20 protein-coding genes are annotated in these 25,595 nt (G+C 60.8%); 16 read left to right on the top strand and 4 right to left on the bottom strand.

Going from position 1 to position 25,595, the window contains the following annotated elements; all coding sequences use genetic code 11:
* Positions 1-197: 197 nt before the first annotated feature.
* The 7 genes from ACFQDI_RS18080 (at position 198) to ACFQDI_RS18050 (ending at position 9,427) form a co-directional block, all read left to right on the top strand.
* Positions 198-2,639: a DUF1592 domain-containing protein gene (locus tag ACFQDI_RS18080; RefSeq protein WP_377169386.1), complete on the top strand. Its 2,442-nt coding sequence runs from the start codon at positions 198-200 to the stop codon at positions 2,637-2,639.
* Between the two features lie 84 nt (positions 2,640-2,723).
* Positions 2,724-3,098, top strand: a complete 375-nt coding sequence (locus tag ACFQDI_RS18075) for a four helix bundle protein (protein ID WP_377169384.1) — start codon at positions 2,724-2,726, stop codon at positions 3,096-3,098.
* A gap of 43 nt (positions 3,099-3,141) precedes the next feature.
* On the top strand, positions 3,142-4,524 hold the full coding sequence (locus ACFQDI_RS18070) for a DUF1552 domain-containing protein (RefSeq protein ID WP_377169382.1): 1,383 nt from the start codon (positions 3,142-3,144) through the stop codon (positions 4,522-4,524).
* Positions 4,524-5,789, top strand: a complete 1,266-nt coding sequence (locus ACFQDI_RS18065) for a hypothetical protein (protein ID WP_377169380.1) — start codon at positions 4,524-4,526, stop codon at positions 5,787-5,789. Before ACFQDI_RS18070 ends, ACFQDI_RS18065 begins: the two co-directional genes overlap by 1 nt.
* Before the next feature lie 56 nt (positions 5,790-5,845).
* The gene (locus ACFQDI_RS18060; RefSeq protein ID WP_377169378.1) at positions 5,846-7,105 is read left to right on the top strand and encodes a hypothetical protein; all 1,260 of its coding nucleotides are present in this window, start codon (positions 5,846-5,848) and stop codon (positions 7,103-7,105) included.
* Between the two features lie 41 nt (positions 7,106-7,146).
* A complete protein-coding gene (locus ACFQDI_RS18055; RefSeq protein WP_377169376.1) occupies positions 7,147-8,586 on the top strand; it encodes a Gfo/Idh/MocA family oxidoreductase in 1,440 nt (479 codons plus the stop codon).
* A 211-nt stretch (positions 8,587-8,797) separates the two neighbouring features.
* Complete coding sequence (locus ACFQDI_RS18050) at positions 8,798-9,427, top strand: hypothetical protein (RefSeq protein ID WP_377169374.1); 630 nt, start codon at positions 8,798-8,800, stop codon at positions 9,425-9,427.
* 142 nt (positions 9,428-9,569) lie between these two features.
* Here ACFQDI_RS18050 and ACFQDI_RS18045 read toward each other — a convergent pair whose 3' ends face one another.
* Positions 9,570-10,067 (bottom strand): phosphatase domain-containing putative toxin, encoded by a 498-nt coding sequence (locus ACFQDI_RS18045; RefSeq protein ID WP_377169372.1) that lies wholly within the window; start codon positions 10,065-10,067, stop codon positions 9,570-9,572.
* Positions 10,068-10,201: 134 nt separating this feature from the next.
* Between ACFQDI_RS18045 and ACFQDI_RS18040 the strand changes: the two genes are divergently transcribed.
* The 5 genes from ACFQDI_RS18040 to ACFQDI_RS18020 all read left to right on the top strand — a co-directional run bounded on the left by ACFQDI_RS18040 (position 10,202) and on the right by ACFQDI_RS18020 (position 16,068).
* Entirely contained in the window at positions 10,202-10,732 is a 531-nt protein-coding gene (locus ACFQDI_RS18040; protein WP_377169370.1) for a sigma-70 family RNA polymerase sigma factor, read from the top strand.
* Positions 10,693-12,009 carry a FecR domain-containing protein gene (locus ACFQDI_RS18035; protein WP_377169368.1) on the top strand — a complete coding sequence of 439 codons (1,317 nt, stop codon included), beginning with the start codon at positions 10,693-10,695 and terminating at the stop codon, positions 12,007-12,009. The genes ACFQDI_RS18040 and ACFQDI_RS18035 overlap by 40 nt, the downstream gene beginning before the upstream one ends.
* Positions 12,010-12,062: 53 nt before the next feature.
* Positions 12,063-13,787, top strand: coding sequence for a sulfatase-like hydrolase/transferase (locus ACFQDI_RS18030; protein ID WP_377169366.1), 1,725 nt, complete (start codon positions 12,063-12,065; stop codon positions 13,785-13,787).
* A 77-nt stretch (positions 13,788-13,864) separates the two neighbouring features.
* The gene (locus tag ACFQDI_RS18025) at positions 13,865-14,644 is read left to right on the top strand and encodes a PEP-CTERM sorting domain-containing protein (protein WP_377169361.1); all 780 of its coding nucleotides are present in this window, start codon (positions 13,865-13,867) and stop codon (positions 14,642-14,644) included.
* Positions 14,641-16,068 (top strand): sulfatase, encoded by a 1,428-nt coding sequence (locus ACFQDI_RS18020; protein ID WP_377169359.1) that lies wholly within the window; start codon positions 14,641-14,643, stop codon positions 16,066-16,068. Before ACFQDI_RS18025 ends, ACFQDI_RS18020 begins: the two co-directional genes overlap by 4 nt.
* A 26-nt stretch (positions 16,069-16,094) precedes the next feature.
* Here ACFQDI_RS18020 and ACFQDI_RS18015 read toward each other — a convergent pair whose 3' ends face one another.
* From ACFQDI_RS18015 to ACFQDI_RS18005, 3 genes are all read right to left on the bottom strand, one after another.
* The gene (locus tag ACFQDI_RS18015; RefSeq protein WP_377169357.1) at positions 16,095-16,448 is read right to left on the bottom strand and encodes a cupin domain-containing protein; all 354 of its coding nucleotides are present in this window, start codon (positions 16,446-16,448) and stop codon (positions 16,095-16,097) included.
* 234 nt (positions 16,449-16,682) lie between these two features.
* Complete coding sequence (locus ACFQDI_RS18010; protein WP_377169355.1) at positions 16,683-19,256, bottom strand: PAS domain S-box protein; 2,574 nt, start codon at positions 19,254-19,256, stop codon at positions 16,683-16,685.
* Positions 19,246-20,811 (bottom strand): sensor histidine kinase, encoded by a 1,566-nt coding sequence (locus tag ACFQDI_RS18005; RefSeq protein ID WP_377169353.1) that lies wholly within the window; start codon positions 20,809-20,811, stop codon positions 19,246-19,248. The genes ACFQDI_RS18010 and ACFQDI_RS18005 overlap by 11 nt, the downstream gene beginning before the upstream one ends.
* A 244-nt stretch (positions 20,812-21,055) precedes the next feature.
* Here ACFQDI_RS18005 and ACFQDI_RS18000 point away from each other — a divergent pair, with 244 nt between their 5' ends.
* The 4 genes from ACFQDI_RS18000 to ACFQDI_RS17985 all read left to right on the top strand — a co-directional run bounded on the left by ACFQDI_RS18000 (position 21,056) and on the right by ACFQDI_RS17985 (position 25,513).
* On the top strand, positions 21,056-21,859 hold the full coding sequence (locus tag ACFQDI_RS18000) for an SDR family NAD(P)-dependent oxidoreductase (protein WP_377169351.1): 804 nt from the start codon (positions 21,056-21,058) through the stop codon (positions 21,857-21,859).
* Between the two features lie 282 nt (positions 21,860-22,141).
* Positions 22,142-22,735, top strand: a complete 594-nt coding sequence (locus ACFQDI_RS17995; RefSeq protein ID WP_377169349.1) for a TPM domain-containing protein — start codon at positions 22,142-22,144, stop codon at positions 22,733-22,735.
* Between the two features lie 105 nt (positions 22,736-22,840).
* Positions 22,841-23,731, top strand: coding sequence for an N-acetylmuramoyl-L-alanine amidase-like domain-containing protein (locus ACFQDI_RS17990; protein WP_377169347.1), 891 nt, complete (start codon positions 22,841-22,843; stop codon positions 23,729-23,731).
* A gap of 888 nt (positions 23,732-24,619) precedes the next feature.
* The gene (locus ACFQDI_RS17985; RefSeq protein ID WP_377169345.1) at positions 24,620-25,513 is read left to right on the top strand and encodes a nuclease-related domain-containing protein; all 894 of its coding nucleotides are present in this window, start codon (positions 24,620-24,622) and stop codon (positions 25,511-25,513) included.
* The last annotated feature ends 82 nt before the right edge of the window (positions 25,514-25,595 follow it).

Genomic DNA, 25,595 nt, shown 5'->3' with positions numbered 1-25,595 from the left:
GGGAGACAACCATTCGTTACGCTTTGGCAGCCCCCGCACAATGCGCAACGCGTGCACCGGTTGAAAGTGCAACAATGGACAAAAATTGTCCATTCAAGCCCCTAAAAGCACTCAAAATGAACCTCACAGCTTCCTCCCCCCGAAAACTCGGGGTCGTCGCACAAAGGCTGAATCGGCCACGTATTGCTACTGACTCCATGACCCGTTTCGTTTTCAGCCTCTCCACCCTCGTTTTCATCAGCTCAGGCCTGCCAGAAGCCCTCGCCGCAACCGAGCCGTATGACGCCTTCCTGCAGAAGCACTGCATCAGCTGTCATGGCCCTGACAAGGAAAAGGGAGATCTGCGCATCGACAAGCTCTCACGCGATTTCAAACTGGGTGCGGACACCCACCACTGGGCGGAGATGATCGAGCAGGTGAATTCCGGCGAGATGCCGCCCAAAAAGGAAAAGCAGCCTACGCAGGAGGAGATCGCAGAATTTGTGACCAGTCTGGATGCGCACATCAAGCAGGGCCGCGCAGCACGCATGGCGGCCCGGCCTGCAGTGGCCCTTTATCGCCTGAGCCGGAAGGAGTATCAAAACACCGTCTATGATCTTCTCGGCGTGCGCTATGATCCGGCCAAACCGGGAGAGCTCAATGAAGACACCCTCTGGCATGGCTTTGAGCGCATCGGGTCGGAGCTGTCGCTCTCGCCCTCGCATGTGGACCGCTACTACCGCGCGGCGGAGCTGGTGCTGGACCGCGCGTTTACCGCCGCCTCAGCCGAGGCGCGCAAAGTCCACAAGACCGCCGCAGACATCCGCTACAACGGCGGCAAGGAGCAGCAGGTCGCGCTCGATCGCTTTGGCATCAAGCGCCCGCTGCGCTACCTCATGTTTCCCGGCAACACTCAGAATGCGCTCTCGCCCAACTGGTTCGGCAAGACCGGGCCGGAGCACAGCGGCCTCTACAAGCTCCGCATCCAGGCCAGCGGCATCCGCCCGCTCGGCGGCCAGACCGCCCACCTGAGCATCGGCAAGCGCACGGGCGAAGAAACGGTGGACGGCTTGATCGAGTTCGACATCACGGCCACGGAGGACAAACCCCAGGTGTATGAGTTCGAGGTCTTCCTCGAAATGCCCGCCACGCTGGACTTCTGCGTGGTGGCCACGGATGTGGTGGACCGCCGGCAGGGCGCCGCCTTCCGCAATGCGCTCAGCAGCCGGGGCGGCTACATTTTCACCCACAGCAGCGAGACCACACTGCTGAATCCGAACGCGCCGCAGATGTTTGATGACAAGGGCAACGGCCTTTTCTCCACCGTGCTGCTCGACTGGATCGAATGGGAAGGGCCGCTCGTGTCTGACTCAGAAAAGGCACGGCGCAAAGATGTGGTGCCGCCAGATGATGCCACGCCCGAGGTGGTCGCTGCGCATTTGCAGCGCTTCGCCGAGCGCGCCTGGCGTCGCCCCGTGAAAACGGAAGAGCTGGCCGAGTATTTGAAATCCTATGCTGATGAACGCGCAGCAGGCGAAAAGATGGCCGATGCCTATCGCGTCGCCTTGCAGGGCGTGCTGACCTCCCGCCACTTCATCTACATCGTCGAGGGCGACACCGTGGCCCGCGAGCAGCTCACCGACTCGGAGCTCGCCACCCGGCTTTCCTACCTCCTCTGGAGCTCGATGCCCGACAGCGGCCTCTTTGCCGCAGCCAAAAGCGGCGCGCTGAAGGGCGATGCCCTCGCCAAAGAGGTGGACCGCATGCTCGCAGACGGCAAGACCAGCCGCTTCATCGACGACTTCGCACGCCAGTGGCTGCAGCTCAACCGCGTGGGCATGTTCCCGCCGGACAAGAAGCTCTACCCCGCCTACGACGCGTGGCTGGAGGAAAGCATGCGCTCAGAGCCGGTGGAGTTCTTCCGCGAGATGTACGCCAAAAACCTGCCCCTCGACAGTTTCATTGATTCAGACTGGACCATCGCCAATGCCCGCCTCTGTGAATTCTACGGATTGCCTGAGCCCAAGTCCGGCGCCTTCCAGCGTGTGTCGCTCAAGCCTGAAAATCGTCGCGGCGGGCTCCTCACCATGGGCGCCGTGCTCGGCCTGACCTCCGACGGCACGCGCCATCGTCCGGTGCATCGTGGCGTATGGCTCAGCGAGGTCGTCCTCGGCAAGCCGCCGCCCCCGCCCCCGGCCAACGTGCCCGCCATCGAACCTCCAACGCCGCAAAGCGCCAAGGCAACCCTCCGCCAAAAGATCGAAGCCCACCGCGCCGACGCGAACTGCGCCGCCTGCCACGCCAAGATCGATCCCCTTGGCCTCGCCTGGGACAACTACGACGCCATCGGCCAGTGGCGCACCCATGAGAAAGTCCCCGCCGGTGTGGGAGCAGATCCCCTGATCAATCCTGCCGGCACCATGCCCGACGGCCGCGCATTCAAAGACGCCACCGAGTTCAAACGCCTGCTCCTCGAAGATCGCGATGAAGTCGCCCTCGCCTTCATCGAGCACCTCAGCACCTACGCCCTCCGCCGCGCCCTCTCCTTCGACGACCAGGACGACCTCAAACTCATTCAGGCGGAAGCCAAGAAGCAAGGCTATCGTATTAAAGATACTATCCGCGCCGTTGCCCTTTCAGATCTCATCCGCAAACGCTGAACTAGGACTGTTCTTCGTTCCTTGTTCTTCGTTCTTAGTTGTCCAACCAGTTCCGAACCAGCAAACCAAGAACCGCAGCCTCACATGACAATCCGTCGATTCGAAGACATAGAAGGCTGGCAGCTTGCACGAGAGCTGACGAGGCAAGTCTATGCTGTGGCCATGCGCGGGGTGTTTGCCAAGGATTTTGGACTTCGGGATCAAATGACTCGGGCGTCAGCTTCGACCATGCACAACATTGCCGAAGGATTCGATGGAGGAAGCAATGCAGAGTTCGTCAAGTTCCTGCGTTATTCACAACGTTCATGTTCCGAAGTACAGAGCCAGCTCTATGTCGCGTTTGACCAATCTTATATTTCGCAAACGGAGTTCGAATCCATCTACGAACAAGCAGCACTGACCCATGCCAAAGTGGGCGGGTTCATCCGCTATCTCTTGAACACTCCCAACGCGCGCTAACTCTTTAACAAAGAACCAAGAACAAGGAACCAAGAACACATTTATGAGCAACTATCTCTCTCAAAACTGGCTGATCGATCGCCGCCACGCGCTCAAGGCGCTGGGCTCATTCGTTTCGCTGCCCCTGCTTGAATGCATGGTGCCACTTAAAGCGGCTGCGGCTGAGAAGATCACGGCCACGCCGAAGCGCAGCGCCTTCATCTACCTCGCCAACGGCGTGCACTCGCTCAATTACCAGATCACCACGGCAGGAAAAGATTATCAATTCTCCCGCTCGCTGAAGCCGTTGGAGAAGCACCGCGATGTCATCACGCCCATCAGCGGACTTCATCATCCCGGAGCGCTGAGCCATCACCACAATTGCATCTCCGTCTGGCTCACCGGCGGCAAGCTGGGCCCGTCCGACCGCAACACGATCTCGGTGGACCAGAAGATGGCCGAAGTCTCCGCGCCCCACACGCGCTACCCCTCCATGGAGGTCGCCATCACACAAGACTCTCTGGCTTGGACCGCAGATGGTGTCCGCCTGCCCGCGATGCGGCGTTGCAGCGAGATTTTCGCCTCCCTCTTTGAAGAGCCGAAAGGCGGAAAAGCAGTGCAGCGCAGAGCCTTGCGCCGCAAAGGCAGCGTGCTGGACGCCAACCTCGCGGAAGTGCGTCAGCTTGAGAAAAAGATGGGCTCCGCAGACAAGGGCCGCCTGGAGCAGTACCTCACCTCCGTGCGTGAGGCGGAGATCCGCACGCGCCGGGCCGATGCCTGGCTCGACACTCCCCTGCCCGTCATCTCCGAGGCCGACCGCCAGCGCACCAACCGTGACATCGCCGCCACCCGGGCGGGCGATTACTTCCGCACCGTCTATGACCTCATGGTACTCGCCTTCCAGACGGACGTCACCCGCGTGGCCACCTTCAGCCTCGGCGGCGAGGGAGATGCCATCTCCATTCCTGAAATCGGCATCACCGAGTCGCGCCATCAGCTCAGCCACCACGGCGGCGACTTCGGCTACATGGAAAAGCTCACCAACTACGACACCTTCGCCATCGAGCAGTTCGGCTACTTCCTCACCCGCCTCGCGGAGACCAAGGATCTCAGTGGCAAGCCGCTCCTCGGCACCACCATGGCGCTCTTCGGCAGCGGCATGTCCTACGGTCACAGCCATGGCAATGCCAACCTCCCGCTGGTCTTCGCCGGCGGCACGGATCTCGGCCTCAAGCACGGCAGCCATCTCGACTTCAACAAAAAGGCCGCCTCCTTCCAGGGCTACGCACTCGGCGCGGACGGCGCGCTGACCACCGCTCACTACCAGCTCTGCAGCCGCCCGGCCAACTCCGACGCGCACATGAGCAATCTCCTCCTCCTCATGGCCCAGCGCTTTGGCGTGGAAATCGACCAGTTCGGCGACAGCAATCAAGTGATCGCGCTATAATGAAACAATTCCTTCTCGTTCTGGGGTCCTCGTTCCTTGTACTCGGTTCATGCACCGCATCTGCGGAGGACGCCCCCTTCCGCCCCGAGGCGGGCAAATTCCCCCCTTTGGAAAAAGCTCACACCTACCGCGGCGAGCTTGTGTTCGTGGATCACGCCACCCGCCGTGGCAGCCTTCGCGTGCAGGGCTCGGGCATGTTTTTCCGCAATGACCCACACCCCTTTGCCATGCTGCCTTATGGTATCGTGCGGTATCACGGCGCCCCGGCGGATCTGAGCGACATCCCGCTCGGCACCGTGCTGCATGTCCGCGCCTACCTCCCCCCGGACCCAAAGCTCTCATCTGTTCCGGTGCTGCCGGTGAACAACAAGACCCTCGACGCCAACCACAATCGCGGCGCCGGCATCGCCCCCGCCGAAAACCACGTCCTCCTCCTCGAAGACGAGCCCAGCCACTGCCAGCGCGAGGGCTTGGTCTGGAAGCTCAAAGATCTCGACATCAAAAACAACGAGGGAATGATCATCGCCATCCGGGAGCCAAGGCAAGGCGGCGACGCCAAGGCTGCCGAGGAGAAACTGACCTTTGATGCCGCCACCCGCGTCTGGCGCGGCAAGGAAGCCCTCACCATCGAGGACCTCGTTGCAGAAGGCATCTGGCCTGCGGAAGGAAAGAAATCCCTCGCTGGCCAGGCCGTGCAGCTCGGCATCTGCTGGAAGCCCACTCCCGACGGCATTTTCACCCGCTTTCACATCTCCGACATTTGGCTCGACGATGCCTCGTTACAACGCAGCGCCCACCAACAAGCCGAAACGCACAAGGCCTTCATCCGCAGCCGCTGGATGCCTGCGTTCATCGACGCCGTCGAGTATGGCAAGTTCGGCCGCGCCACCGTGACCGCGACCCTCTTTGGCGGCATGGACGCCGCCCTCTATGCCGATTTCACTAAAGGCAGCGGTGCCATGATGAACGCAGTCGAGAACACCCTGAAGCACACCCATGGTGCCTACGGCCCCGGCCACATGGCCTCGCGCGGCACATTGAAAGAAGTCATCAAGACACCGGGAGAATCCCCCCTCGGCAGCAGCGGCATCCAGATCACGTTTGAGACCGACCTCATCATTGAAGGCATTCGCCCTGGCAGGACCGTGCGCATCCGCCCCAATGTCTGGCCCCTCGTCAACGTCCCCCGCGAAGAATACCTCAACGACGGCTCCACCAGCGTTGACGAGCGCTTCCCCACGCCCTCCATCTTCACCAAATACTGATGACTCTTGTTCTGGTTTCTTCGAACTAAGAAGCAAGAACAAAGAACTTTGAAGACATGAGATTCGCCATCCTCACCGCCCTCGGGTGCGTGCTCAGCACCTTTGCCCCTGCCGCAGACGAGCCTTTCCGGCCTGTGGCGGGCAAGTTCCCCCCATTGGAAAAAGCCCACGCCTACCGGGGCGAGCTCGTGTTTGTGGATCATGCCAACCGTCGCGGCAGCATCCGCGTGGCGGGCAATGGCGTGTTTCGCCGGAACGATCCCCACCCCTTCGCCATGCTGCCTTATGGTATGGTGCGGTATCACGGAGCACCCGCAGACCTGCGTGACATCCCGCTCGGCACCCTCCTGCACGTCCGTGCCTTTCTCCCCCCGGACCCCCAGACCTCCGCCGTCCCCGTGCTGCCGGTCAACAACAAGGAAAAAGACGCCAACCACAGCCGCGGCGTCGGCATCGCCCCCGCCGAGAACCATGTCCTCCTTCTTGAAGACGAGCCCAGCCACTGCCTGCGCGAGGGTTTGGTGTGGAAACTCAAAGAACTCGACCTCAAGAACAACGAGGGAATGATCACCGCCAGCCGCGAGCCCAAGTCTGGCGCAGACGCCAAGGCCACCGAAGAAACGCTCACCTTCGACGCCGCCACCCGCATCTGGCGCGGTCGTGAATGCCTGGCTCCGGCAGACCTCATCGCCGAAGGGATCTGGCCCGGCAGCGGCAAGAAACCGCTCGGCAGCCAGCACGTTCTGCTCGGCATCACATGGAAGCCCACGCCCGGCTCCGTGTTCACCCGCTTCCACATCTCGGACATCTGGCTGGACGATGCCGCCACGCAGCGCGCCGCCCAGAGCCAGACCGAGGCCCACCGCACCTTCATCCGCAGCCGCTGGATGCCCGCCTGGGTGGACGCCGTCGAGTACGGCAAGTTTGGCCGCGCGACCGTGACAGCCACCCTCTTCGGCGGCATGGACGCAGCTCTCTACGCCGATTTCAAAGAACGCAGCCCTGCGCTGGTGAATGGAGTCGAAAACACCCTGAAGCACACCGAAGGCGGCACCGCCGGCCCTTCCCAGATGGCCGCACGCGGCTCCATCCTCGGCGTCACCAGACTGCCCGGAGACGCCCCGCTCGGCAGCAGCGGCATCCAGATCCGCTTTGAGACCGACCTCATCACCGAAGGCCTCCGACCCACCCGCGTCATCCGCATCCGCCCCGCAGCCTGGCCCGATGTCCACCTGCCGCGTGAAGAATACCTCGACGGCGGAAACCTCAGCCTCGACAACCGCTTCCCGACGCCTTCCATCTTTCCAAAGTATTGAGTGCTCCACGTTCTTCGTTACAATCCTTCTCACTTCCAACCATGAACACCCCTGAAAACTCTCCCGCCCCGACTCGCCGCAGCTTCGTCAAAAAGTCCCTCGCCGCAGGCCTTGGCTTCAATTTCATTCCCGCCTACCTCACCAGCGCACGCGCGGCGGACAATCCCCAGCTGCCGCCGAGCAAACGCATCAATCTCGGCTGCGTAGGCATCGGCGGCCGTGCAGGCAGCGTCATCCCCGGACTCACGGAAGGCGGCGCAGCTGTCCCCGTGGCCTTCACAGACGTGGACTTTGTCACCGCAAAGACGGAGAAAAATCTCACGACCTTCCCGGATGTGAAGCGCTTTCACGACTTCCGAGAGATGCTCGACAAAATGGGCAACGACATCGACGCCGTCAGCGTCGTCACCCCGGACCACACCCACTTCACCGCCGCCATCCACGCCATGGCACGCGGCAAGCATGTCTATGTGGAGAAGCCCCTCACCCACACCTTTGAAGAGGCGGAAATCCTCATGCGTGCGGAGAAGAAGTTCAACGTTGTGACACAGATGGGCAACCAGGGCCACACCTCCGCCGGTGCGGAGCAGTTCAAGCAGATGCTCGCCGCCGGCATCGTCGATGACATCGTCAAAATTGACGCCTGGAAGTCACCTTCCCTCTGGTTCATGAACGCCGCCGAGCGCGCGCTCGTCAAAGGCTACCCGCCCGAAGAGCCCATGCCCGAGTCCCTCAAAAGCTGGGACCTCTGGTGCGGCCCGCAGGAGGTGAAGCCCTTCAGCAAGATGTACCATCCCTTCAACTGGCGCGGCTTCCACCTCTATGGCGGCGGCATGTTTGGCGACTGGGGCGCTCACATCATCGACTTCGCCCATGATCACCTCAAGCTCGGCCTGCCCACCCGCATCACGCCATTGGCGCTCGCCGACTACAACCAGATCGCCTACCCGCTGAGCTCCGACATCCGGTTTGAATTCCCTGCCCGTGGCGAAAAAATGCCCGCCGTGGAGCTGCACTGGAAAGCAGGCGGCGACACCAAGATCGAGATCGCGGAAAAATTTGGCGATCCCGGCCCGGACGGCAAAATCACCCTCCCCAATCCCGGTGCCACCGGCTCCCTCCTGCACCGCAAGCAGGGCGACTACCTCGTGCAGCGCGGCTCCCACGACCGGCATTCCCTCGTGTATCCGCGCTCCAAGATGGTCGAGTTCAAAGACGCACTGGCCCTCCATCCGCCAAAGTACAATCACTTCCAGAGCTTCATCCAGGCCTGCATGGGCAATGGCAAAACCGAGTCCCCATTCAGCGTCGGCGGCCTGCTCACCCAGGTGCTGAACCTCGGCACCATCGCTGAATACCTGAACGTCGATCTTCAGTTTGATCCGGCGACCAAGCGCTTCATCAACAACGACGCCGCCAACGCACGCCTCTCCGGCCCGCCACCGCGCGCCGAGTGGGCCGACTGCTACAAGCTGGCATAAGGAAGCACCCTGTTCCTCCGGCCTGCGATTCGGCAGACCGGAGGACTCACCATTCCATCGGCCATGAGGCGAGCTTGTGCCGCCACATCCTCAAAACTTCCAGGCTGACAGGATCACAAAAGAGTTTTCGGAAGCTGGCCATGACCCGGCGCAGCAAGTGCCCGGCTTAAAAAGCGTTTGCCTCCTCATGCCACGGCTTCATCCTTCCGCCATGATCCGCACCCTGCTCTCCGCCGTGGCTTTGGGCATCGCCCTGCCAGCAGCTTACGCACAAACCAGCCCTGCCACCCCCGCTCAGGCTGTGGTAGACAAGGCCCTCACTGCAGTAGGCGGCAGGGACAAGCTGCTCAAGATTTTCCGCTTTGGAGAGACCTTTCATTTTGGCGACAAACCCGAGCCGCCCGAGGGGAAAAAACGCACGAGCCGGACTTCCGTCATCGAGCTGCCCAATCGCTGGTGGCTAGGCAAGAAGGAACGCGGCGATGAGCCCGCCAAAGAAGATGTGCGTGCCTGGTCGCTCGATCTGCTCGTTGATCCCAAGTCCCAGTTCGAGCCCATCGCGGAGATCACCGACGAGGGCAAGGCCTGTGAGGGCGTGCAGGTAAGCGGCAATGTGACACCGCCCATGAAGTTTTACTTCGACAAGGAAAGCCACCTACTTCATCGGCTCGACTGGCGTGGAGACTTCTACCGCTTCAGTGACTGGAAGGAGCACGATGGTCTGCGCTACGCTTCAAAGACCATCATCTACAAGCTCAAGGACGGGAAACCCTGGTTCTACCACGAGATCACCTCCATGGAGCGCCTCACCCAGCTTCCTGACGGACTGGCTAAGCCGTGATGTTGGCAAAGCCACCCCCGCTCATGCATTCTCATGCAGCGGATCGCTGTCCATACCCCGCGTTGTCTTTTATCCTGTCTGGCCACGGATAAGCGTTCAGTCTGCGGGCAGTCCGCCGACTTCATCCTCATCCTTTGCTGCCTCACTTGGCCCTGTACCTCCCCATCCACCGCTTCGCGCAGTCCACCTGCTCGCTCGTTTCCAGGCAGCACTTCCGCCGCGTACGGATCCACTTCACAGGATCGCTCCCCGCCGGGATCAAACCCGCCTTCGCACACCACGCCACGATGAACTGCCCCGTGCGCCCGCAGCCCGCCACGCAGTGTACCACCACAGGCTCACGGGCCGCATGGTGCGCATCCATCAGCGTCATAAACCTCTCCATCTGCGCATCCGTCGGCACCCCGTAGTCCGGCACATCGATGTGATAATACGCAAACTGCGGCGGCACATCCTTGCCGTTGTCAAACTCGCAGCAGTTCACCACCGCGCGAATGCCGTGCTCGTCATACAGGTCATACACATACGGGTCCGGCCACCACGACGCCGCGATCACCCCCTCCACAATCCAGGTGAAAGGCTCGGTGCGTTCAGGCTGGCCTCGTTCAGGCCAGTACCAGGGGCGGATCAATGATGGCATGGGGCTGGAGTTTTCTCATACAGCTTGATTCCCGCAAGCAGTCAATCAGCCCCTGAAGCGTTCTTAAATTCGTCCCCGTCACGTCATGTTGTTTTTTTCCGGCAACTCGCACATTCTCCGGCAGTATTCAGTACATGCCCGGCGATTTCCAAACCCATGCTCCTTTCCTCCGTCTCTACGTGGAGCATGAGCCGTCACTGCGCGGCTACGTGCGTTCGCTGGTGCCTGCCTTGCAGGATGCCCAGGATGTGATGCAGGAGGTGGCCGCCGCCTTGTGGAAGCGCTTCCACACCCTAAGTTCGCATGAAGACTTTCGCCGCTGGGCCTTCGGCGTGGCACGTCTGGAGGCCTTGGAATACCTGCGCAAGTGCCGCCGTGACCGCCATGTGTTTGGAGACGAAATGTTCGAACTGCTCGCGGCTGAGGCGGAGGAGGCTGCGGATGATCTGGTGGAAGAGCGCAAAGCCCTGGATGTGTGCCTGCAAAAGCTGCCCCATGAGCAGCGCAGCCTCGTAGAGAGCGCCTACGCACCCGGCGTGCGCATCGATATGCTGGCACAGCAGCTCGGGCGCACCGCCATGGCGCTGTACAAGACGCTCCACCGCATTCGCATGGCACTGATCGAATGCGCCAGAAAGCAGCTCTCCAGGGAGGAGCTGGCATGAGCCCGGAGCACGAAAAGGACATGGACCTCATCGCACGCTATCTCGCGGGTGCGGCCACGGCGGATGAAGTTCTTCTGCTGGAGAAACGCCTGCGGGCAGATACCGCGCTGCGTCGTGAGTTTTTAAGCCATGCCAATGTGGACTCCGCCCTGCTGGCGTCGGTCAATCCTTCGGTCCCCAGGGCCAGGCCCGCGCCGGCACGCTGGCGCACGGGGGTGAAATGGCTCGCTGCGGCTGCCGCTGTCGCACTGGGCGTATTTTGGTTGCAAGGCAACGGTGTAGAGGCCCGCGTGCTCGCATCCAGCTCCGGAGAGTGGCGGGTCGGCCAGGTGAAAAGCCTGAGTCTGCTCGACTTGAAAACCGGAACATTGCAGCTCGGCCTTACAAATGGCGTGGTGCTGGATCTCGTGGCTCCAGTGCGCATGCGCTTTGAAGATGCGATGCGCGCGCAGGTGCTGGCTGGCAGTGTGACGGCGGACGTAGGCCCTGCAGGCAGCGGGTTCACACTCGACACGCCCAGCGCTCATGTCGTGGACCTTGGCACCCGTTTCGGTGTAAACGTGCTGGATGATGGAGACACAGATGTGGCGGTGTTTCAGGGCAAGGTGGAGGTGCACGAACCCAAAGGCTCTAGTCATAATAGCAACGCCGTCACCCTGCATGCTGGAGATTCCGTGCGTGTGAGCTCGCAGGCGATCATCCGACGTCAGGCATTGATCGCGACACGCGGAGAGAGCGCCTTCATTCTCGCCCCACCTCCGCCCGATGCGTTGGTGACAGGTGTGTCTGACAACATTGAAGGAGACGACTTCCGCAGCTTTTACACCCTCCAGCGTGGCGCGATGCATCCCGGGGTACGTCCTTACTCCACGCTTGGCAGGCCACGCTGGCATGCTCTGCCCGGAGAAAGTTTTCCAGAGGAACTCCTCGGTGCAGACGTGATCGGCACTTTCTCCGCAGACCGCCATGAGCGTGAACTGCAACTCCAGGTCAAGGTCTCACGCGCATGCACGGTGTACGTGATGCTCGACTCCCGCAGCCAGGTGCCGGACTGGGTACGGCGAGACTTTACAGACACAGGCCTCCGGCTTAGCAGCGGACCGTGGGCGGACAATCCGGTCGTTCAGGGCATGACTGCGGATGGCAGCGGGGAGATTCATGTGGACTACACGGTTTGGAAAAAAATCCAGCCATCTGCAGGCTCCGTCACCCTGGGACCGCCCTATCCGGCAGGAGATGCAGTTCATCGCGCCATGTATGGCATCGCGGTGAAGTGATTTTTTCCGGCAACTGAAGACGGCAGCGGCAGTGCTTCATGCAACCAGCCATCATGCACCGCTTCATCATTCTTCTCATCGCCATCTGCCCGCTGCTTGCACCTGCGGCCCCCAACGTACTCTTCATCGCCATTGATGACATGCGGCCCGACCTTGGCTGCTATGGAGCCACGCATGCAAAGACACCCAACATCGACCGCCTCGCGGCGCGCGGCATTGTTTTTGACAAGGCCTACTGCCAGCAGGCGGTGTGCAGTCCCTCGCGCACGGCCATTCTCACCGGCCTGCGGCCCGATGTGACGAAGGTCTGGGATCTCAACACCCACTTCCGTGCTGCGCAGCCGGACTGCGTCACGCTTCCTCAGTACTTTCGTGAGAGTGGCTATCACACTGTGGCGCTCGGCAAACTGGAGCATCATGGTTTTGAAGACGGCCGCTCCTGGTCGGAGCCGCGCTGGTTTGCCAGCGGGCAGTTGGTCAGCGTGGACCCTGCCGACTGGACAAAGCACACCATCACCAGCTTCGACGGAGTACAAAGCGAGTATGCGAATCCCGTTTCCAAAACCGAGGGCAAGAAAAACTCGAAGGGCAAAATCAAGACCGGCCCAGCCTATGAGGTCAGCCCAAAGTCGGATGACGAGCTGCCTGACGGAGCCACCGCTGCCGAGGCCGTGAGACGGCTGAGCACTCTCAAAGCCAGGGGCGAGCCCTTCTTCCTCGCTGTCGGATTCGTAAAGCCGCACCTGCCCTTCGTGGCGCCCAAAAAATACTGGGACATGCATGATGCAAACGCCATTCCGCCACCGGCGATCGATCACATGCCCACCGGCACGCCGGACTTTGTAGGACATACCAACAGCGAGGTTCATGCCTACCTCGGCGTGCCAGCCGAGAATCCCATTCCTGCCGACTTTGCCAAAACTCTGCGCCACGGCTACCACGCCTGCATCAGCTACACAGACGCCCAGGTCGGACGCCTGCTGGATGCGCTGGAGAAGGAGGGCTTGGCGGACAACACCATCATCATCCTTTGGGGCGACCACGGCTGGCAGCTCGGTGATCACGGACTCTGGCACAAACACACCAACTTTGAAATCGCCGCTCGTTCCCCACTGCTCATCAGCCTGCCCGGTAGCGTCAACGCAGGCCGCCACTGCGCCGCCCCCGTGGAGTTTGTCGATGTCTATCCCACTCTCGCAGACGTCTGCGGTCTGCCCATTCCCTCTGGCCTCGGTGGCAGCAGCCTGAAGCCATACCTTCAGAATCCTGATGCGCCGATGCAAAAGCCCGCCATAAGCCAGTACCCCAAATCATCCAAAGAGCACGGCGGCTCTCTCATGGGCTACAGCATCCGCACCGAAGACTGGCGCTGCACCTTCTGGCGCAAGCGCGGAGGTGAAGACATAGGCTTCATCGAACTCTACGACGAGAAAAACGACCCGAACGAAACCGTGAACCTCGCCAGCAAGCCCGAGCATGCAGAACTCATCGCTTCATTGAAGAAACATCTGCCTCCTCCCGGCTCAGATGCGCAACCGCCCAAGACTGCCAAACCTGCTCACTCCCCCAAAAAGAAGGCGATGTCCTATGACCCCAACGAGCCCCGCGACAAACGCTATGACCGCCTCTATCCCGGCAAGGCACGGCTCACGCTTGATGAATACCTCTCAGGCCAGGGCGGCGATTCAGATTCCGCCAAAGCTCGCTTCACCAAACAGGACAAGGACAAAGACGGATTTGTGAGCCGCGAAGAGTTTATCGGCGGATCCAAAAAGTAACCCAGCCCAGAAACTGAAAAATGTTTCGAAAGACCGGCAAACGAACCTCTGGCCGGCAGTGAATTCAGACACCCACCATGAAGTCCCGTTTGTTTTATTGCCTTGCACTAGGTCTGCTCCTTTCTGCACCGCTCCACGCCTCGATCACCCTCGTGGGCTCTCCTCAGATCGCATCTGACAACGCCACAACCGGAAACACCACCTTTTCCGGCGTCACCGTGATGGCAGGTGATTATGTGGTCGTCGCCACCGCTTCAAACAAGAGTTTCGCTCAAAACCAGCTCACTTACTCGTGGTCGGGCACCGAGGGAAGTTCGGGCGTCTCCACCAGTCTCAGCGTAGAGCAAAGTTTTGCCTCCTATCTTTCCTACACCTCCGTGATCACTGCAGGCACCTATGATTTCAATGTGCTTGCTGCCAATAGTACCCTGACCGCCAGCAGCGCCCTCTACATCCTCCGCTCGGGAGCCGGGGAAACAATTACCGTGGCAAACACCGCCTCCCAGGCAAGTGCTTCCGCATCAGCCGCCAACCTGTCCTACCTGTTCGGCAGCAATCTCACCAGCGCCATGGCCATCGAAGCCGCGACAACCCGCTTTGGCGGCGCATTCACGCTCGACTCGAACTACATCACACCGAACTCAACCGCCGCATCCAGTGGCCGCCTGCTCAGCTACAGCACAGGTGTGACAGGCAGCACCTGGTCGTCAAGCAATCCCTTTACAACCACTCCTTCGGACATTGCCGCCATCGGGGCCGTTTTCACTACGACGGCGTCACTCACACCTGAGCCCTCACGCACACTGCTGCTTGCCGCCGGACTGGTGGCCATGATTCTTCGCCACCGCCGCCCATGAAATGCTTCTCCATCCTCCTTTCCGTCATCTTTTTGCTGCAGTCATGCTTTGCAGCAGAGACTCGCCCAAATGTACTCTTCATCCTTGTTGATGACTTCGGTTCCCATGATCTGGGCTGTTACGGTTCCGCACTCTACGAGACACCAAACATGGACCGCCTGGCCGCGAGCGGCGCGAAGTTCACCCAGGCTTACGTGGCATATCCTCGCTGCGTGCCATCGCGTTTTGGCATCTTTACTGGCAAACACCCCGCCCGTGTACAGGGAAAGAAAGACAGTCCTCATGTTGAACCCGACCGGGATGCAACCATCGGCCAGGCATTCAAAGATGCAGGCTACTCGACGTTTTACTGCGGAAAGTGGCATCTGGGCGAAGGTCCGTCCAATCCCGACAAGGTCGGCTTTGACACCATCGTCGCCGCGGGTGCCGCAGGTGCGACAAAGTCCCACTTTGCACCCTACAACACTTCACGCAGCAAAGGTGGTGGTGGCGGCGACGAAAAAGACGACATCGTCGGTCTCGATGACGCCCCCGAGGGTGAATACCTCGCCGACCGGCTTACTCAGGAGACCCTGAAGTTCATCGACACGCATAAGGACAAGCCCTTCTGCGCCGTGCTGGCCCACTACGCAGTGCACACCCCCATCGAAGCCAAGCCTCACCTCACCCGGCGCTACTCCGACAAGCTCGTCACGATGCCCAAGCCCGCTGCCGAATGGGAAAAGGAAAGCGCCGGCGAAAACCTCCTCGTGCAGAACAACGCCACCTACGCCGCAATGATCGAGAGCGTGGACCACGGCGTGGGCCGCCTGCTGAACCAGCTAAAAAAGCTGGGCATCGAAGACAACACCATTGTCATCCTCGCCAGCGACCACGGCGGCCTCAGCTCGCGGGGAAGCAAGCGCGAGGTGGCTACTTCAAACCGCCCACTGCGCGCAGGCAAAGGACACCTCTATGAAGGTGGCCTGCGCATCCCCCTGCTCATTCGCTGGCCCGGCCATACGAAGCCCGGCACGGAGATAGCCACTCCCGTGTGGTCGCTCGATCTGTTCCCCACTCTCGTGGAGATGGCAGGCATCGCCACACCGGCAAACGCTGGAACCGACGGCATCAGCCTCATAGGCCTGTTGCAGGGAATATCCATCCCTTCTCGCGACACCTTTTTCTGGCACAATCCCGCCCCTCGCCCCACAAGCACGGGAGACTGGTTTTCATCAGCGATTCGCATCGGCAGCCTGAAGCTCATCGACTTTCCCGAACAAAAACAAGTCGAGCTCTACGACCTCGAAACTGATGTGGGAGAATCCAAAAACCTCGCCACCGAACGCCCCGCAGACCGTGATCGCCTTCTCGCTAAGCTCAACGCCTGGCGCCAGGAAGTCGGCGCATCAACGGCTCCGAAACTCAATCGTAAGAAAAAGTGAGCCCCTCTGGATTGGAAAGCGCTCAGTTACTGAAAATAGGTATCCTCATGCGCATACGGCGGCGCACAGCAGCAAAGAAAGTGCAGCGTCTGCGTAGCGGTGATCTGGTGCCAGGCGCCGGGCGGGATGAGGATGGCGTCTCCGGGACCTACAGGGCGGGTCTCGCTGTCGATCTCCATGGTCCCCTGCCCTTCGAGGATGAAGTAAAACTCCTCGCTGAGCTTGTGGTAGTGGCGGTCGGTTGGCTGGCCTACGGGAACGGTGGCCTCGGCGAGGCTCTGATTTTGCACCGGGGCGTTGGTGCGGTCCAGGATGCTGCGGATGGTGCTGCCGTCCTTGGTGGTGAAAGGGGCCTGCTTGGAGAGCTGATTGAGGGTCATGGGCTTTCCTCCAGACTCGTTGCTACCGCCGGTCCCGCCACTTGAAAATGCACGTCCGGCAGATCATTCTGGCAGCTCTTTGACTCCGGCTCTCAAAACAAGACGGCCCTTGGCTTCCGGCCAGCACCGCAGCCGTCAGAGTGAGCCGCCTGCCATTGGAAAACAGCAGACATGCCCACCGCACGGATGCCCCGCCACGCGGACGGACCATCCGAAAAGGATTTTGTAAGCGGCCTAGGCCACCAGCCCCAGCTCTGAGGAGGGCTGGGGTGAGCGATCGGAAGCGAGCAGCTCGCCGATGGCGGTGAGGATTTCGTTGGCCGAGTACGGCTTGTTGAGAAAGGTGTTGATCTGCAGCGAGGCCAGCGCGGCGGCCTTGTCCTGCCGTCCTTTGGCGCTGCCCATGCCGCTGGTGGCAATGATCTGGATGGTGGGGTCCATCTTCTTCAGGGTGCGTGAAAGCGTGACGCCATCCATGAAGGGCATCATGATGTCGGTCAGCACGGCTTTGATCTCCCCGCGGTTCTGCGAAAACTGCGCGATGGCCTCGGTGCCGTCTCCCGCGGTGATGACTCGGTAGCCATGCGCACTGAGGGTCTTCTGCACGACATCGCGGATGACCTCTTCATCGTCCACGACGAGGATGAGCTCTCCCTGCCCGCGCGGCGCCTGCATGTCGGGGGCGGCGCTGCTCATGGCCACCGCATCGGGTGTGGCCGGGAGATAGATTTCAAACACGCTGCCCATGGCCACACGGCTGCGCAGATTGACGAATCCCTGGTGGCTTTTGACGATGCCCATCACCGTGGAAAGGCCCAGCCCGGTGCCCTTGCCTGTTTCCTTGGTCGTGAAAAAGGGATCAAAGATCTTGTCGATCACCTCGGGGGCGATCCCTTCCCCGGTGTCTGAAACACGGATCAGCACATAGGGGCCGGGCCTGGCGTCCACATTCATCGCGGCAAAGTTTTCGTCCAGACGGGTGTTTTCGATGTTCAGCGTGAGCACGCCGCCGGCAGGCATGGCATCGCGGGCGTTGACACACAGATTGAGCAGCACCTGATGGAGCTGGGTGGGGTCTCCCATGACGGGCCAGATGTCCTCGGGCGTGCTGGCCGTGAGGGTGATGTTTTTGGGAAAGGTGCCGGACATGATCTTCATCATGTCCTTGGCGATCTGGTTGATCTCCACGACGTGGCGCTGGCCGCTCATGTCGCAGTTGACGGTGAGCAGCTGCTTGATGAGGTCCGCGCCGCGCTGGGCGTTGGTCTCGATGTTGGCGAGCATTTTTTCAAAGTCCTCCGGCGGCAGGTTGCGGCGCAGCATGAAGGACGAGATGAAGATGGGCGTCAGGATGTTGTTCATGTCGTGGGCGATGCCGCTGGAAAGCCGCCCGACGCTCTCCATGCGCTGCGAGCGCAGAAACTGAGCCTCCATGTTTTTCTTTTCCGTGATGTCCTCGACCACGGCCACAAAGGATCTCACACCGTCGATTTCCAGCACGCTGATGCGTGAGCGCGTGATGAACGAGCTGCCGTCTTTTTTGCGGGAGCCCATCTCGCCCATCCAGGCGCCTTTTTCGCGCAGCACGCCAAAGAGCTCGTCCATGGCACGCCGCCCCTCCTCCGCCGGCAGGTTGCGGATGACAGAATAATGCTGGCCGATGAGCTCGCCGCTTTCATAGCCAAACATGGTGTTGCAGGAGTCGTTGCTGAACACAATAAGGCCGTCCTCATCGCAGACGGTCACGCCTTCGGCCATGCTTTCCAGCACCCGTCCCTGCATCTTGAGAGCCTCATCTGTCTTCTTGCGTCCGGTGATGTCGGTGTTGATCGCCAGCACCGACTTGGGCTGCCCGGCCGCATCGCGCACGAGCGTCCAGTGCCCCACGATCACCAGACCGCGTCCATCCCTGCTGATCTGCTGCAGCTCTCCCACCCACTCTCCTGTCTGAATGACCTGCTCGCTGGCCCTTTGGAAGGCTTCGGGGTCTTTGTACAGCAGCTGCGCCACGGAATGACCGGCCGCCTCCTGCGCGCTCCACCCATACAAGCGCTCCGCGCCTTTGTTCCAGTAGGTGATGCGATGCTCCAGATCATGCGCCAGGATGGCGTCCTGCGCCTTGTCGAGCAGGGAGGCCTGCTCGCGGAATTTTTCCTCCAGCATGCGCCGCTCGGTCATCTCACGCTTGAGCTCCTCATAGGCCTGCTCGGCTTTTTCACGATGGCGCACGGCATCCGCCATCATGCTGACGGCTGCGGCCTGCGACTCCTCCAGCTCACGTGTGCGCTCGCTGACCATGTGCTGCAGATCACCAAACTCCACCTTCGACTCCTGCAGCCGCAGCCACTTTTGCGTCAGCGCATTGGCCATCTGCAGAATCTCGATGGTGTCGAAGGGCTTCTTGAGCACCATCAGCCGGTCCTGCGGGTTGATCTTCGCCTGCATCTCGCTCCATGAGCAGTCTGAAAAGGCGGTGCAGATGACCACCTGCAGGTCTGGGCAGACCTGCCAGATGCGCTGGGTCGTTTCGATGCCGTCCCAGCCCGGAGGCATGCGCACATCCACAAACGCCATGGCATAGGGACGCCCCTCAGCCATGGCCTTCTCCACCATCTTCAGGCCTTCCTCCCCTTGGGAGGCGGTGTCGATCTCAAAGAGCATCACGGTCGGCGCGCCAAACAGCCTGGCCTCAGCCGCCTGCAGCTCCGCATCTTCAGAATCTGCGTCGCTGAGAATCTTCCGAAAATCGTCATGGATGGCCTGGTTGTCATCGATGACAAGGATGCGGCGGTTGAGATTATCGGTCATGTTTTTCATCAGATGAAGGTGGGGGATTCGACAAAGGGAGTTCCAGGGTAAAGACAGCGCCGCAGCCTAGGCCGTTGCTGTCGGCAGTGAGTTTTCCGCCCATTTCACGCGCCGCCAGAGCGCCGCTGTGCAGGCCAAAGCCGTGGCCGTCTTTCTTGGTGGTGAAGCCGTGCTGAAAGACGCGCGTCAAATTTTCTGGCGCGATGCCTGCGCCGTTGTCGATGACCTTGATCAGGACGGAGTCCCCCTCTCCCTGCAGGACCCGCACCTTGAGCAGCTTGAGATCTCCCGCCTGGGCCAGCGCCTGGGTGGCATTGCTGAGCAAATTCACCAGAATGGGCATCACTTTATGGCGGTCCAGCACGACTGGCGGCACCTCCTGGAATTCCCGCACCAGAGACACTCCATGGCGCGTGAGGCTGATGCCGCAGATGTTGATGGCGTCTTCAATGATTTCCACCACATCGAGCGTTTCATGCACCCCGGCCACACGTGCATGGCTCTGCTGCATGGAGACGATCTGCTTGATGTGCTCGATGTTGTTTTGCAGCAGCTTCACCTCGTCCAGGATGGATTTCTGGGGCTCGGCCAGATTTTCAGCCAGCTTGACGAGGTAGCCGGGCAGCTCCTTGCCGCGCGGGTCCTTGGTAAGAAAGTCCGGAAGGTCCTGCTCATGCTCCCTGAGGAGCTGGGCCACGTTTTTCAGGCTGGAAATTCTGAAATGCCGTATCTTCCCGGCCACGGTCTCCGCAGACACATTCACGCTGTTGAGCACGTTCCCGACGTTGTGGAGCACATTCGTCGCCACCTCCGCCATGCCGGCCTGCCGGGACGTCAGGACCAGTTGCTTGTGCGCCTCGGTCAGCTCCGCCGTGCGTTCGATCACCTGGTGCTCGATCTGCGCATTGATGCTCTCCAGCCTGCTGCGGCGCTTGGCCACCTCCAGGGTCTCGGTGAGGTTCTGCTGGATCGAAATCATCAGGAAGACATCTTCGATCAGCACCCAGCCGACGTGCTCCAGCCATCTCCACTGGCTCACCTCCGTCACCCCAAAGATCGACTGCGGCCACAGGACGCCGCGCACCAGATGGTCTGCTGTCACCACCAGTGTGGCCGTCACGAGCACACGCCAGTCCCGGTAGAAGGCCAGAAAAGTCAGCGAGCCAAAGATGTGAAAGTGTGTCTCAAAACGGCCGCCGGTGAGATGAATGAGCAGGGCTGACGTCAGAACCTGGGACACGGCAATGACATGGCGCGTCACCACGCGCCCAGGCCGCCGCCAGGCCAGCAGCACCGGGGGGGCGCTGATGGCTGCGCCTAGGCAGATGGCCGCCCAGACATGCCACAGCGGGAGAATGGAGGAGCCATTCCATGCCTTGGGGGAGATCCATACGGCGATGACGATGCCGCCGAGCCACTGCATGACCATGAGCTTGGCGAAGAGGCGGTCGGTGAGGATGTGGTTGCGCCTCTGGGAGAGGCGGTAAAGCCGAGCGGTGCGTTCTTCCTCGACCGCTGCCATTTCTGCGCTCTTTTTGCCTGCTACGGAGTACATGCAGAGCCTCCCTGCGGGTTCATTGTCGCAAGTGCCGCCTTTTTTGCGTCATGGAGTTCCATTAATATCATCAGATAAGCGCATATTTAACATTATTTATAATTTCTGTAAATTGATATAAGCATAGCTTTGGACAATTTTCAGGCCGATTTCGGCCGTTTGGAGGCCAGATCTGGGGGCAGCGCGGGTGCATTTGGAGGAAAGCGAGTTGCTGCCTGCGTGGCTTTTGGCTACTTCTGACCGTATGCCTGATGGATTTCCCCTCGAAAAGTGCCGTGCTGTGATCACTGGAGCGTCTTCTGGACTGGGGGCGGAGTTTGCGCGGCAGCTGGCGCCGCAGGCGGAGGTGCTGGTGCTGGTGGCGCGGAGGGGGGAGGCGTTGGAAAAGGTGAAAATGGAGCTGTCCGGGACGCGGACAAAAGTGCTGTGCTGTGTGTCGGATCTGGCAACAGAGGCGGGCCGAAGGGCTGTTTTCACGTTTTTGGCGGAAAATGGGGTGAGGCCAAATTTGCTGATCAATAATGCGGGGATGGGCGACTACGGGTGCTTTGCGGATTCGCCGACGGAAAAGACGCGGGGGCTGATTGAGCTGAACATCACGGCGCTGACGATGCTGACGCATGAGATGCTGCCGCTGATGGAGAGACCGGGGGGGATTGTGAATGTGAGCTCTCTGGCGAGCACGCTGCCGATGCCTGAGCTGGCGGTGTATGCGGCGAGCAAGGCGTATGTGACGAGCTTTTCGGAGGCGCTGGCGATCGAGCTGGCTCCGAGGGGGATCACGGTGAGCTGTGTGTGCCCGGGGCCGACGCCGACGAACTTTAGCCAGACGGCGAAGCGGGCGGATGGGAGTGACACGAACCGGGATGGTCAGGGTCTGCTGCGGATCCCGCCTGCGCAGGTGGTGGGTGAGGCGCTGGGGGCGCTGCGGGCGGCTCGGGCGTGTGTGTTTCCGGGAGTGGGGGTGTCGATCGCGGGGCGGGTGTTTCGGCTGATGCCGAGGGGGATTCTGCGGTGGGTGCTGAGAAGACGAAGTGCGAAGGTGTGAGCTGGGGAACGGATGAAGTGTTCATGCCATGCCCTTTGCGGCATGGGCGGGCGTGGCTGTTTGTCAGCGTGCGGAGGACGCTGGGGCGTATGGATGCGCTGGTGGTCGGTCGGTTTGGCGGCGGGAGTGGTGGAAGGTGGGGGAACGCTGGGCGCCAAACACAACCAACCTACGTCCGGAGCGCGGCGCGTGGTCTGAGATGGTTTCTAATGATCGTTGCGCGGGGGTGGTGGGGTGATGTACATTCGTGGTGTGCGCTGTCCTGCCTGCCGAGCTCCTGCGATGGAAACTGACGCTGCCTGCGGGCAGTGTGGGTTTTCGCTGGAGGTGGCGGATCGGGCGTTTGGGATCGCTCCGGCACTGCAGCGTCCGATCGCGGATGTGGCGGGTGTGCTGGGGGCGCTGGCGGTGAGGCGTGCGGGGCATGTGATCGCGGAGGTGGAGCGGCGGTTTCCGCAGGTGGGGATCGCGGTGGTGCTGATGGCGGTGCCGGTGGAGGCGCCGCTGCTGCCGTTTGCGTTCTGGCTGTTCAACCGCGGGAGTCTTTCGAGCGCGGTGGACAAGGGCGGGGCGAACCGGCTGGTGATGCTGCTGGTGGACACGGGCTCTGACCGCGCGATGACGATGGTGGGCTATGGCCTGGAGCCGTTTGTGCAGGAGACGTGTCTGCAATCGTGCCTGCAGGCGGCGGAACAGCCGCTGCGGCGGAGGCGGTATGGGCAGGCGATCGAGTCGTTTGCGCGGGAGCTGGACCGGCAGCTGGTGGAGCTGTGCCGTCTGGTGCCGAGGCAGTTTGGCCTGGTGGATGAGGCGCTGTGGTTGAATGCGGGGGCTGCGGGTGATGGGGCTTTGGGGATGGCGGAAAATTTGTATTGATGTAGGGTTTGAAATGTCTTGGGGGGCTGGCTTTTTCATGAGGCGGACAGGAGTGTCTGCGGTCCTCTCTGCCGGGCTTTTAAATTTTTGAATCTCTTTTGGACCATGCTGACACGTCGCTGCTTTTTATCTCTGAGTCTGATGGGCGGATGCCCTGCGCTGCTGCGTGCGGGGGAGTTTCTGCCGCAGTCGGTGACGTTTAAGGGGCGGGAGAAATTTGAGGAGGTGGTGGCGCGGGCGATGGCGGAGAACTGGGCGGCACTGCCGATGGGGGCGCGGGTGGCGCAGTTTGGGCTGGCGCTGCGGGGCATCCGGTATGTGGGGTGGACGCTGGAGATTGATGACCGGGTGGAGTCGCCTTCGGTGAATTTCACGGGGCTGGACTGCTGGACGTTTTTTGAGGTGTCGCTGGGGCTGGCGCGGATGATTGGGCGGCGGCAGCGGGCTTATGCGCCGAGTGATCTGCTCAGGGAGATCGAGTGGACGCGGTATCGCGGGGGTGTGTGCCATGGGAACTACCTGGACCGGATTCATTACCTGGATGAGTGGTTCACGGACAACGCGGCGCGTGGGAACATCCGGTCTGTGACGCGGGAGGTGGGGCCGGTGGTGAGGCTGACGGGACGTGGCAATGATGAGATGTCGCTGAATCCGAAGCTGTACCGTTATTTGAGGGCGTCCCCTGCCCTGGTGCCGCAGCTGAGGCAGATGGAGGCACGATTGGAGAAGGTGCCGTTTGATTTCATTCCGAAGGACCAGGTGGCTGCGTGTGAGGGGCGGATTCAAAGCGGGGACATCATCGGGATCGTGACGAACCGGGCGCATGTGTACTGCTCTCATGTGGGGCTGGCGCTACGGACGGCTGACGGGGCCTGCCGGTTCATGCATGCGTCGGCGACGTATAAGAAGGTGGTGGTTGATAAGACGATCCATGAGTATTTGCACTCGGTGAAGAGTCATGCGGGGATCGTGGTGGGGAGGCCGACGCAGCGTTGACGGTTGTTTGGCTGAGGAGAGCCGGAGGTTTCAATCACGGAACACACGAAATACGAGGAAGGCCGGACCGAGCCTGGAGACGGAATTTGCACCGCAGAGATTGGAAAGACGCAGAGATGAGGCGGGTGCGAGAGCGGAGGTTTTTTTAACCGCTGATGAGACGCTGATATGACGCTGATTTAGAAGCTGAGGTCGAGATGTGAGGGGGGAGATTGGCCGCAAAAAGCTCAAAACCGATCCCCAAAAAAACGGAGTCGGAGTTTGAACCGCTGAGGAGGGACTGACTGTTACGCTTTTATGATTCCTGAAAGGAATTCTGCACCGCAGAGATTGGAAAGACGCAGAGATGAGGCGGGGTTGCGAAGGAGCGGGGGCGAGAGCGGAGTTTTTTTAACCGCTGATGAGACGCTGATATGACGCTGATTCAGAAGCTGAGGTCGAGATGAGAGAGGGAGGAGATTGGCCGCAAAAAACTCAAAACCGATCCCCAAAAGACGGAGTCGGAATTTGAATCACCGAGGGGATGCTTATCGGTCACGCAGTCTGCGGCGGTGGGGCGTTGGGTGGTCGCGGTGTGTGAAGAAGGGGCGGGTTGGCTGCCAGGAGGTGCTGGTAAAATCAAGGGGAGCCGCGCTGAAGCGCGACACCCCGGGGGATCTAGGAGGACTCTGTTAAGTGCGGAGGAGTTGGTCCGGCGGTCTTGGGTGATTGGGATGCGCTGGCCGACAGGCAGGAGTGCCTGTCGTACTTCAATCCTTGACGCTGGCCAAGGGGCGAGGTGGGAGTGAATCTGGGAGAAGGCGATGGTGATATGCAGCGGGGTGAACACCATCCTTGCAAATTGACCGTGGACCGCCTCCGGAGAAGCACCTAGAAGATGAGGCATTCATGACTTCCCCAACAAGCTTATACATCATCGTGGGCTCTCTGCTGGTACCGTCGTGCGCGGTGCTGGGCATGGCCCATGTGCTGCGCTGGCGCAGGGAGAAACGCCAAAGACTGGCGCGCGCACCTATTTCTGAAAAGCTGCTGAGGCCTGCAGGAGAATCTCTGCGGCTGAGGATCGATGATCTTGCGGAGCAATTTGGAGAGCGCCTGTCCTTTGCCATGATCCTGCCGGGGGCGATGCTGGCTGCGGTGCTGCTGATGTCTCCGGATAGCAGCATTTCCCGAAGCCGTGCGGTCGCGGCGTTCGTGATCTGCACGATTTTGCTGCTCATCCTGCTGCGACGTGCATTCCAGAATCATGAGGAGCTCTCAAATTGCAGGCTGGGCTTTCATGGGGAGCGGGCTGTGGCGGAGGAGCTGAACCAGCTGATGGCTGAGGGGTGCCGCGTGTTTCACGATCTGCCGATGGAGCCGTACGGCAATATTGACCATGTGATTGTCTCCACGGCGGGTGTCTTTGCGGTGGAAACCAAAATGCGCCGCAAACGCCCGCCCCCCCAAGGGAAACGGGACTGTGATGCTGTGTTTGACGGTGAGGCCGTCCACTTTCCCACATGGACGGAGACGAGGATGGTGGACCAGGCGAGGATGCAGGCGGAGCGGCTGAGCACCTTTTTGACGAGTGCTGTGGGCGCGGCAGTGGCTGTGCAGGCTGTGCTCACGCTGCCAGGCTGGTTTCTGACGAGCCGCGTGCCACCCGGCAAGGTGCGAGTGCTTAATCCGAAGGGGATTCGAAGCATCGCTGTGGATGCGCGTGCCTTAAAGCTGAGCGCGGAGATGATCCAGCGCATCTGCCACCAGCTGGAGGCCAAATGCCGTACGGTGGAGCTTTGAAGGGAGCGGCGTTTTTGCTGGACATGAATGTCTGTGGGACAACAGCCTTGAGCGTGAGCGTTGGAGCTGCGCCACGTTCGGA

Source organism: Prosthecobacter fluviatilis (genome assembly GCF_042655725.1).
Lineage (GTDB): Bacteria > Verrucomicrobiota > Verrucomicrobiia > Verrucomicrobiales > Verrucomicrobiaceae > Prosthecobacter > Prosthecobacter fluviatilis.
The sequence above is the reverse complement of the archived record's forward strand: the minus strand, read 5'-3'. Positions and strand labels throughout refer to the sequence as shown.

What these genes read in the sequence shown, in the direction of transcription:
- ACFQDI_RS18080 (WP_377169386.1), top strand. Translation starts at nt 198, where the DNA reads ATGACCCGTTTCGTTTTCAGCCTCTCCACCCTCGTTTTCATCAGCTCA.
- ACFQDI_RS18075 (WP_377169384.1), top strand. Translation starts at nt 2,724, where the DNA reads ATGACAATCCGTCGATTCGAAGACATAGAAGGCTGGCAGCTTGCACGA.
- ACFQDI_RS18070 (WP_377169382.1), top strand. Translation starts at nt 3,142, where the DNA reads ATGAGCAACTATCTCTCTCAAAACTGGCTGATCGATCGCCGCCACGCG.
- ACFQDI_RS18065 (WP_377169380.1), top strand. Translation starts at nt 4,524, where the DNA reads ATGAAACAATTCCTTCTCGTTCTGGGGTCCTCGTTCCTTGTACTCGGT.
- ACFQDI_RS18060 (WP_377169378.1), top strand. Translation starts at nt 5,846, where the DNA reads ATGAGATTCGCCATCCTCACCGCCCTCGGGTGCGTGCTCAGCACCTTT.
- ACFQDI_RS18055 (WP_377169376.1), top strand. Translation starts at nt 7,147, where the DNA reads ATGAACACCCCTGAAAACTCTCCCGCCCCGACTCGCCGCAGCTTCGTC.
- ACFQDI_RS18050 (WP_377169374.1), top strand. Translation starts at nt 8,798, where the DNA reads ATGATCCGCACCCTGCTCTCCGCCGTGGCTTTGGGCATCGCCCTGCCA.
- ACFQDI_RS18045 (WP_377169372.1), bottom strand. Translation starts at nt 10,067, where the DNA reads ATGCCATCATTGATCCGCCCCTGGTACTGGCCTGAACGAGGCCAGCCT.
- ACFQDI_RS18040 (WP_377169370.1), top strand. Translation starts at nt 10,202, where the DNA reads ATGCCCGGCGATTTCCAAACCCATGCTCCTTTCCTCCGTCTCTACGTG.
- ACFQDI_RS18035 (WP_377169368.1), top strand. Translation starts at nt 10,693, where the DNA reads ATGCGCCAGAAAGCAGCTCTCCAGGGAGGAGCTGGCATGAGCCCGGAG.
- ACFQDI_RS18030 (WP_377169366.1), top strand. Translation starts at nt 12,063, where the DNA reads ATGCACCGCTTCATCATTCTTCTCATCGCCATCTGCCCGCTGCTTGCA.
- ACFQDI_RS18025 (WP_377169361.1), top strand. Translation starts at nt 13,865, where the DNA reads ATGAAGTCCCGTTTGTTTTATTGCCTTGCACTAGGTCTGCTCCTTTCT.
- ACFQDI_RS18020 (WP_377169359.1), top strand. Translation starts at nt 14,641, where the DNA reads ATGAAATGCTTCTCCATCCTCCTTTCCGTCATCTTTTTGCTGCAGTCA.
- ACFQDI_RS18015 (WP_377169357.1), bottom strand. Translation starts at nt 16,448, where the DNA reads ATGACCCTCAATCAGCTCTCCAAGCAGGCCCCTTTCACCACCAAGGAC.
- ACFQDI_RS18010 (WP_377169355.1), bottom strand. Translation starts at nt 19,256, where the DNA reads ATGACCGATAATCTCAACCGCCGCATCCTTGTCATCGATGACAACCAG.
- ACFQDI_RS18005 (WP_377169353.1), bottom strand. Translation starts at nt 20,811, where the DNA reads ATGTACTCCGTAGCAGGCAAAAAGAGCGCAGAAATGGCAGCGGTCGAG.
- ACFQDI_RS18000 (WP_377169351.1), top strand. Translation starts at nt 21,056, where the DNA reads ATGCCTGATGGATTTCCCCTCGAAAAGTGCCGTGCTGTGATCACTGGA.
- ACFQDI_RS17995 (WP_377169349.1), top strand. Translation starts at nt 22,142, where the DNA reads ATGGAAACTGACGCTGCCTGCGGGCAGTGTGGGTTTTCGCTGGAGGTG.
- ACFQDI_RS17990 (WP_377169347.1), top strand. Translation starts at nt 22,841, where the DNA reads ATGCTGACACGTCGCTGCTTTTTATCTCTGAGTCTGATGGGCGGATGC.
- ACFQDI_RS17985 (WP_377169345.1), top strand. Translation starts at nt 24,620, where the DNA reads ATGACTTCCCCAACAAGCTTATACATCATCGTGGGCTCTCTGCTGGTA.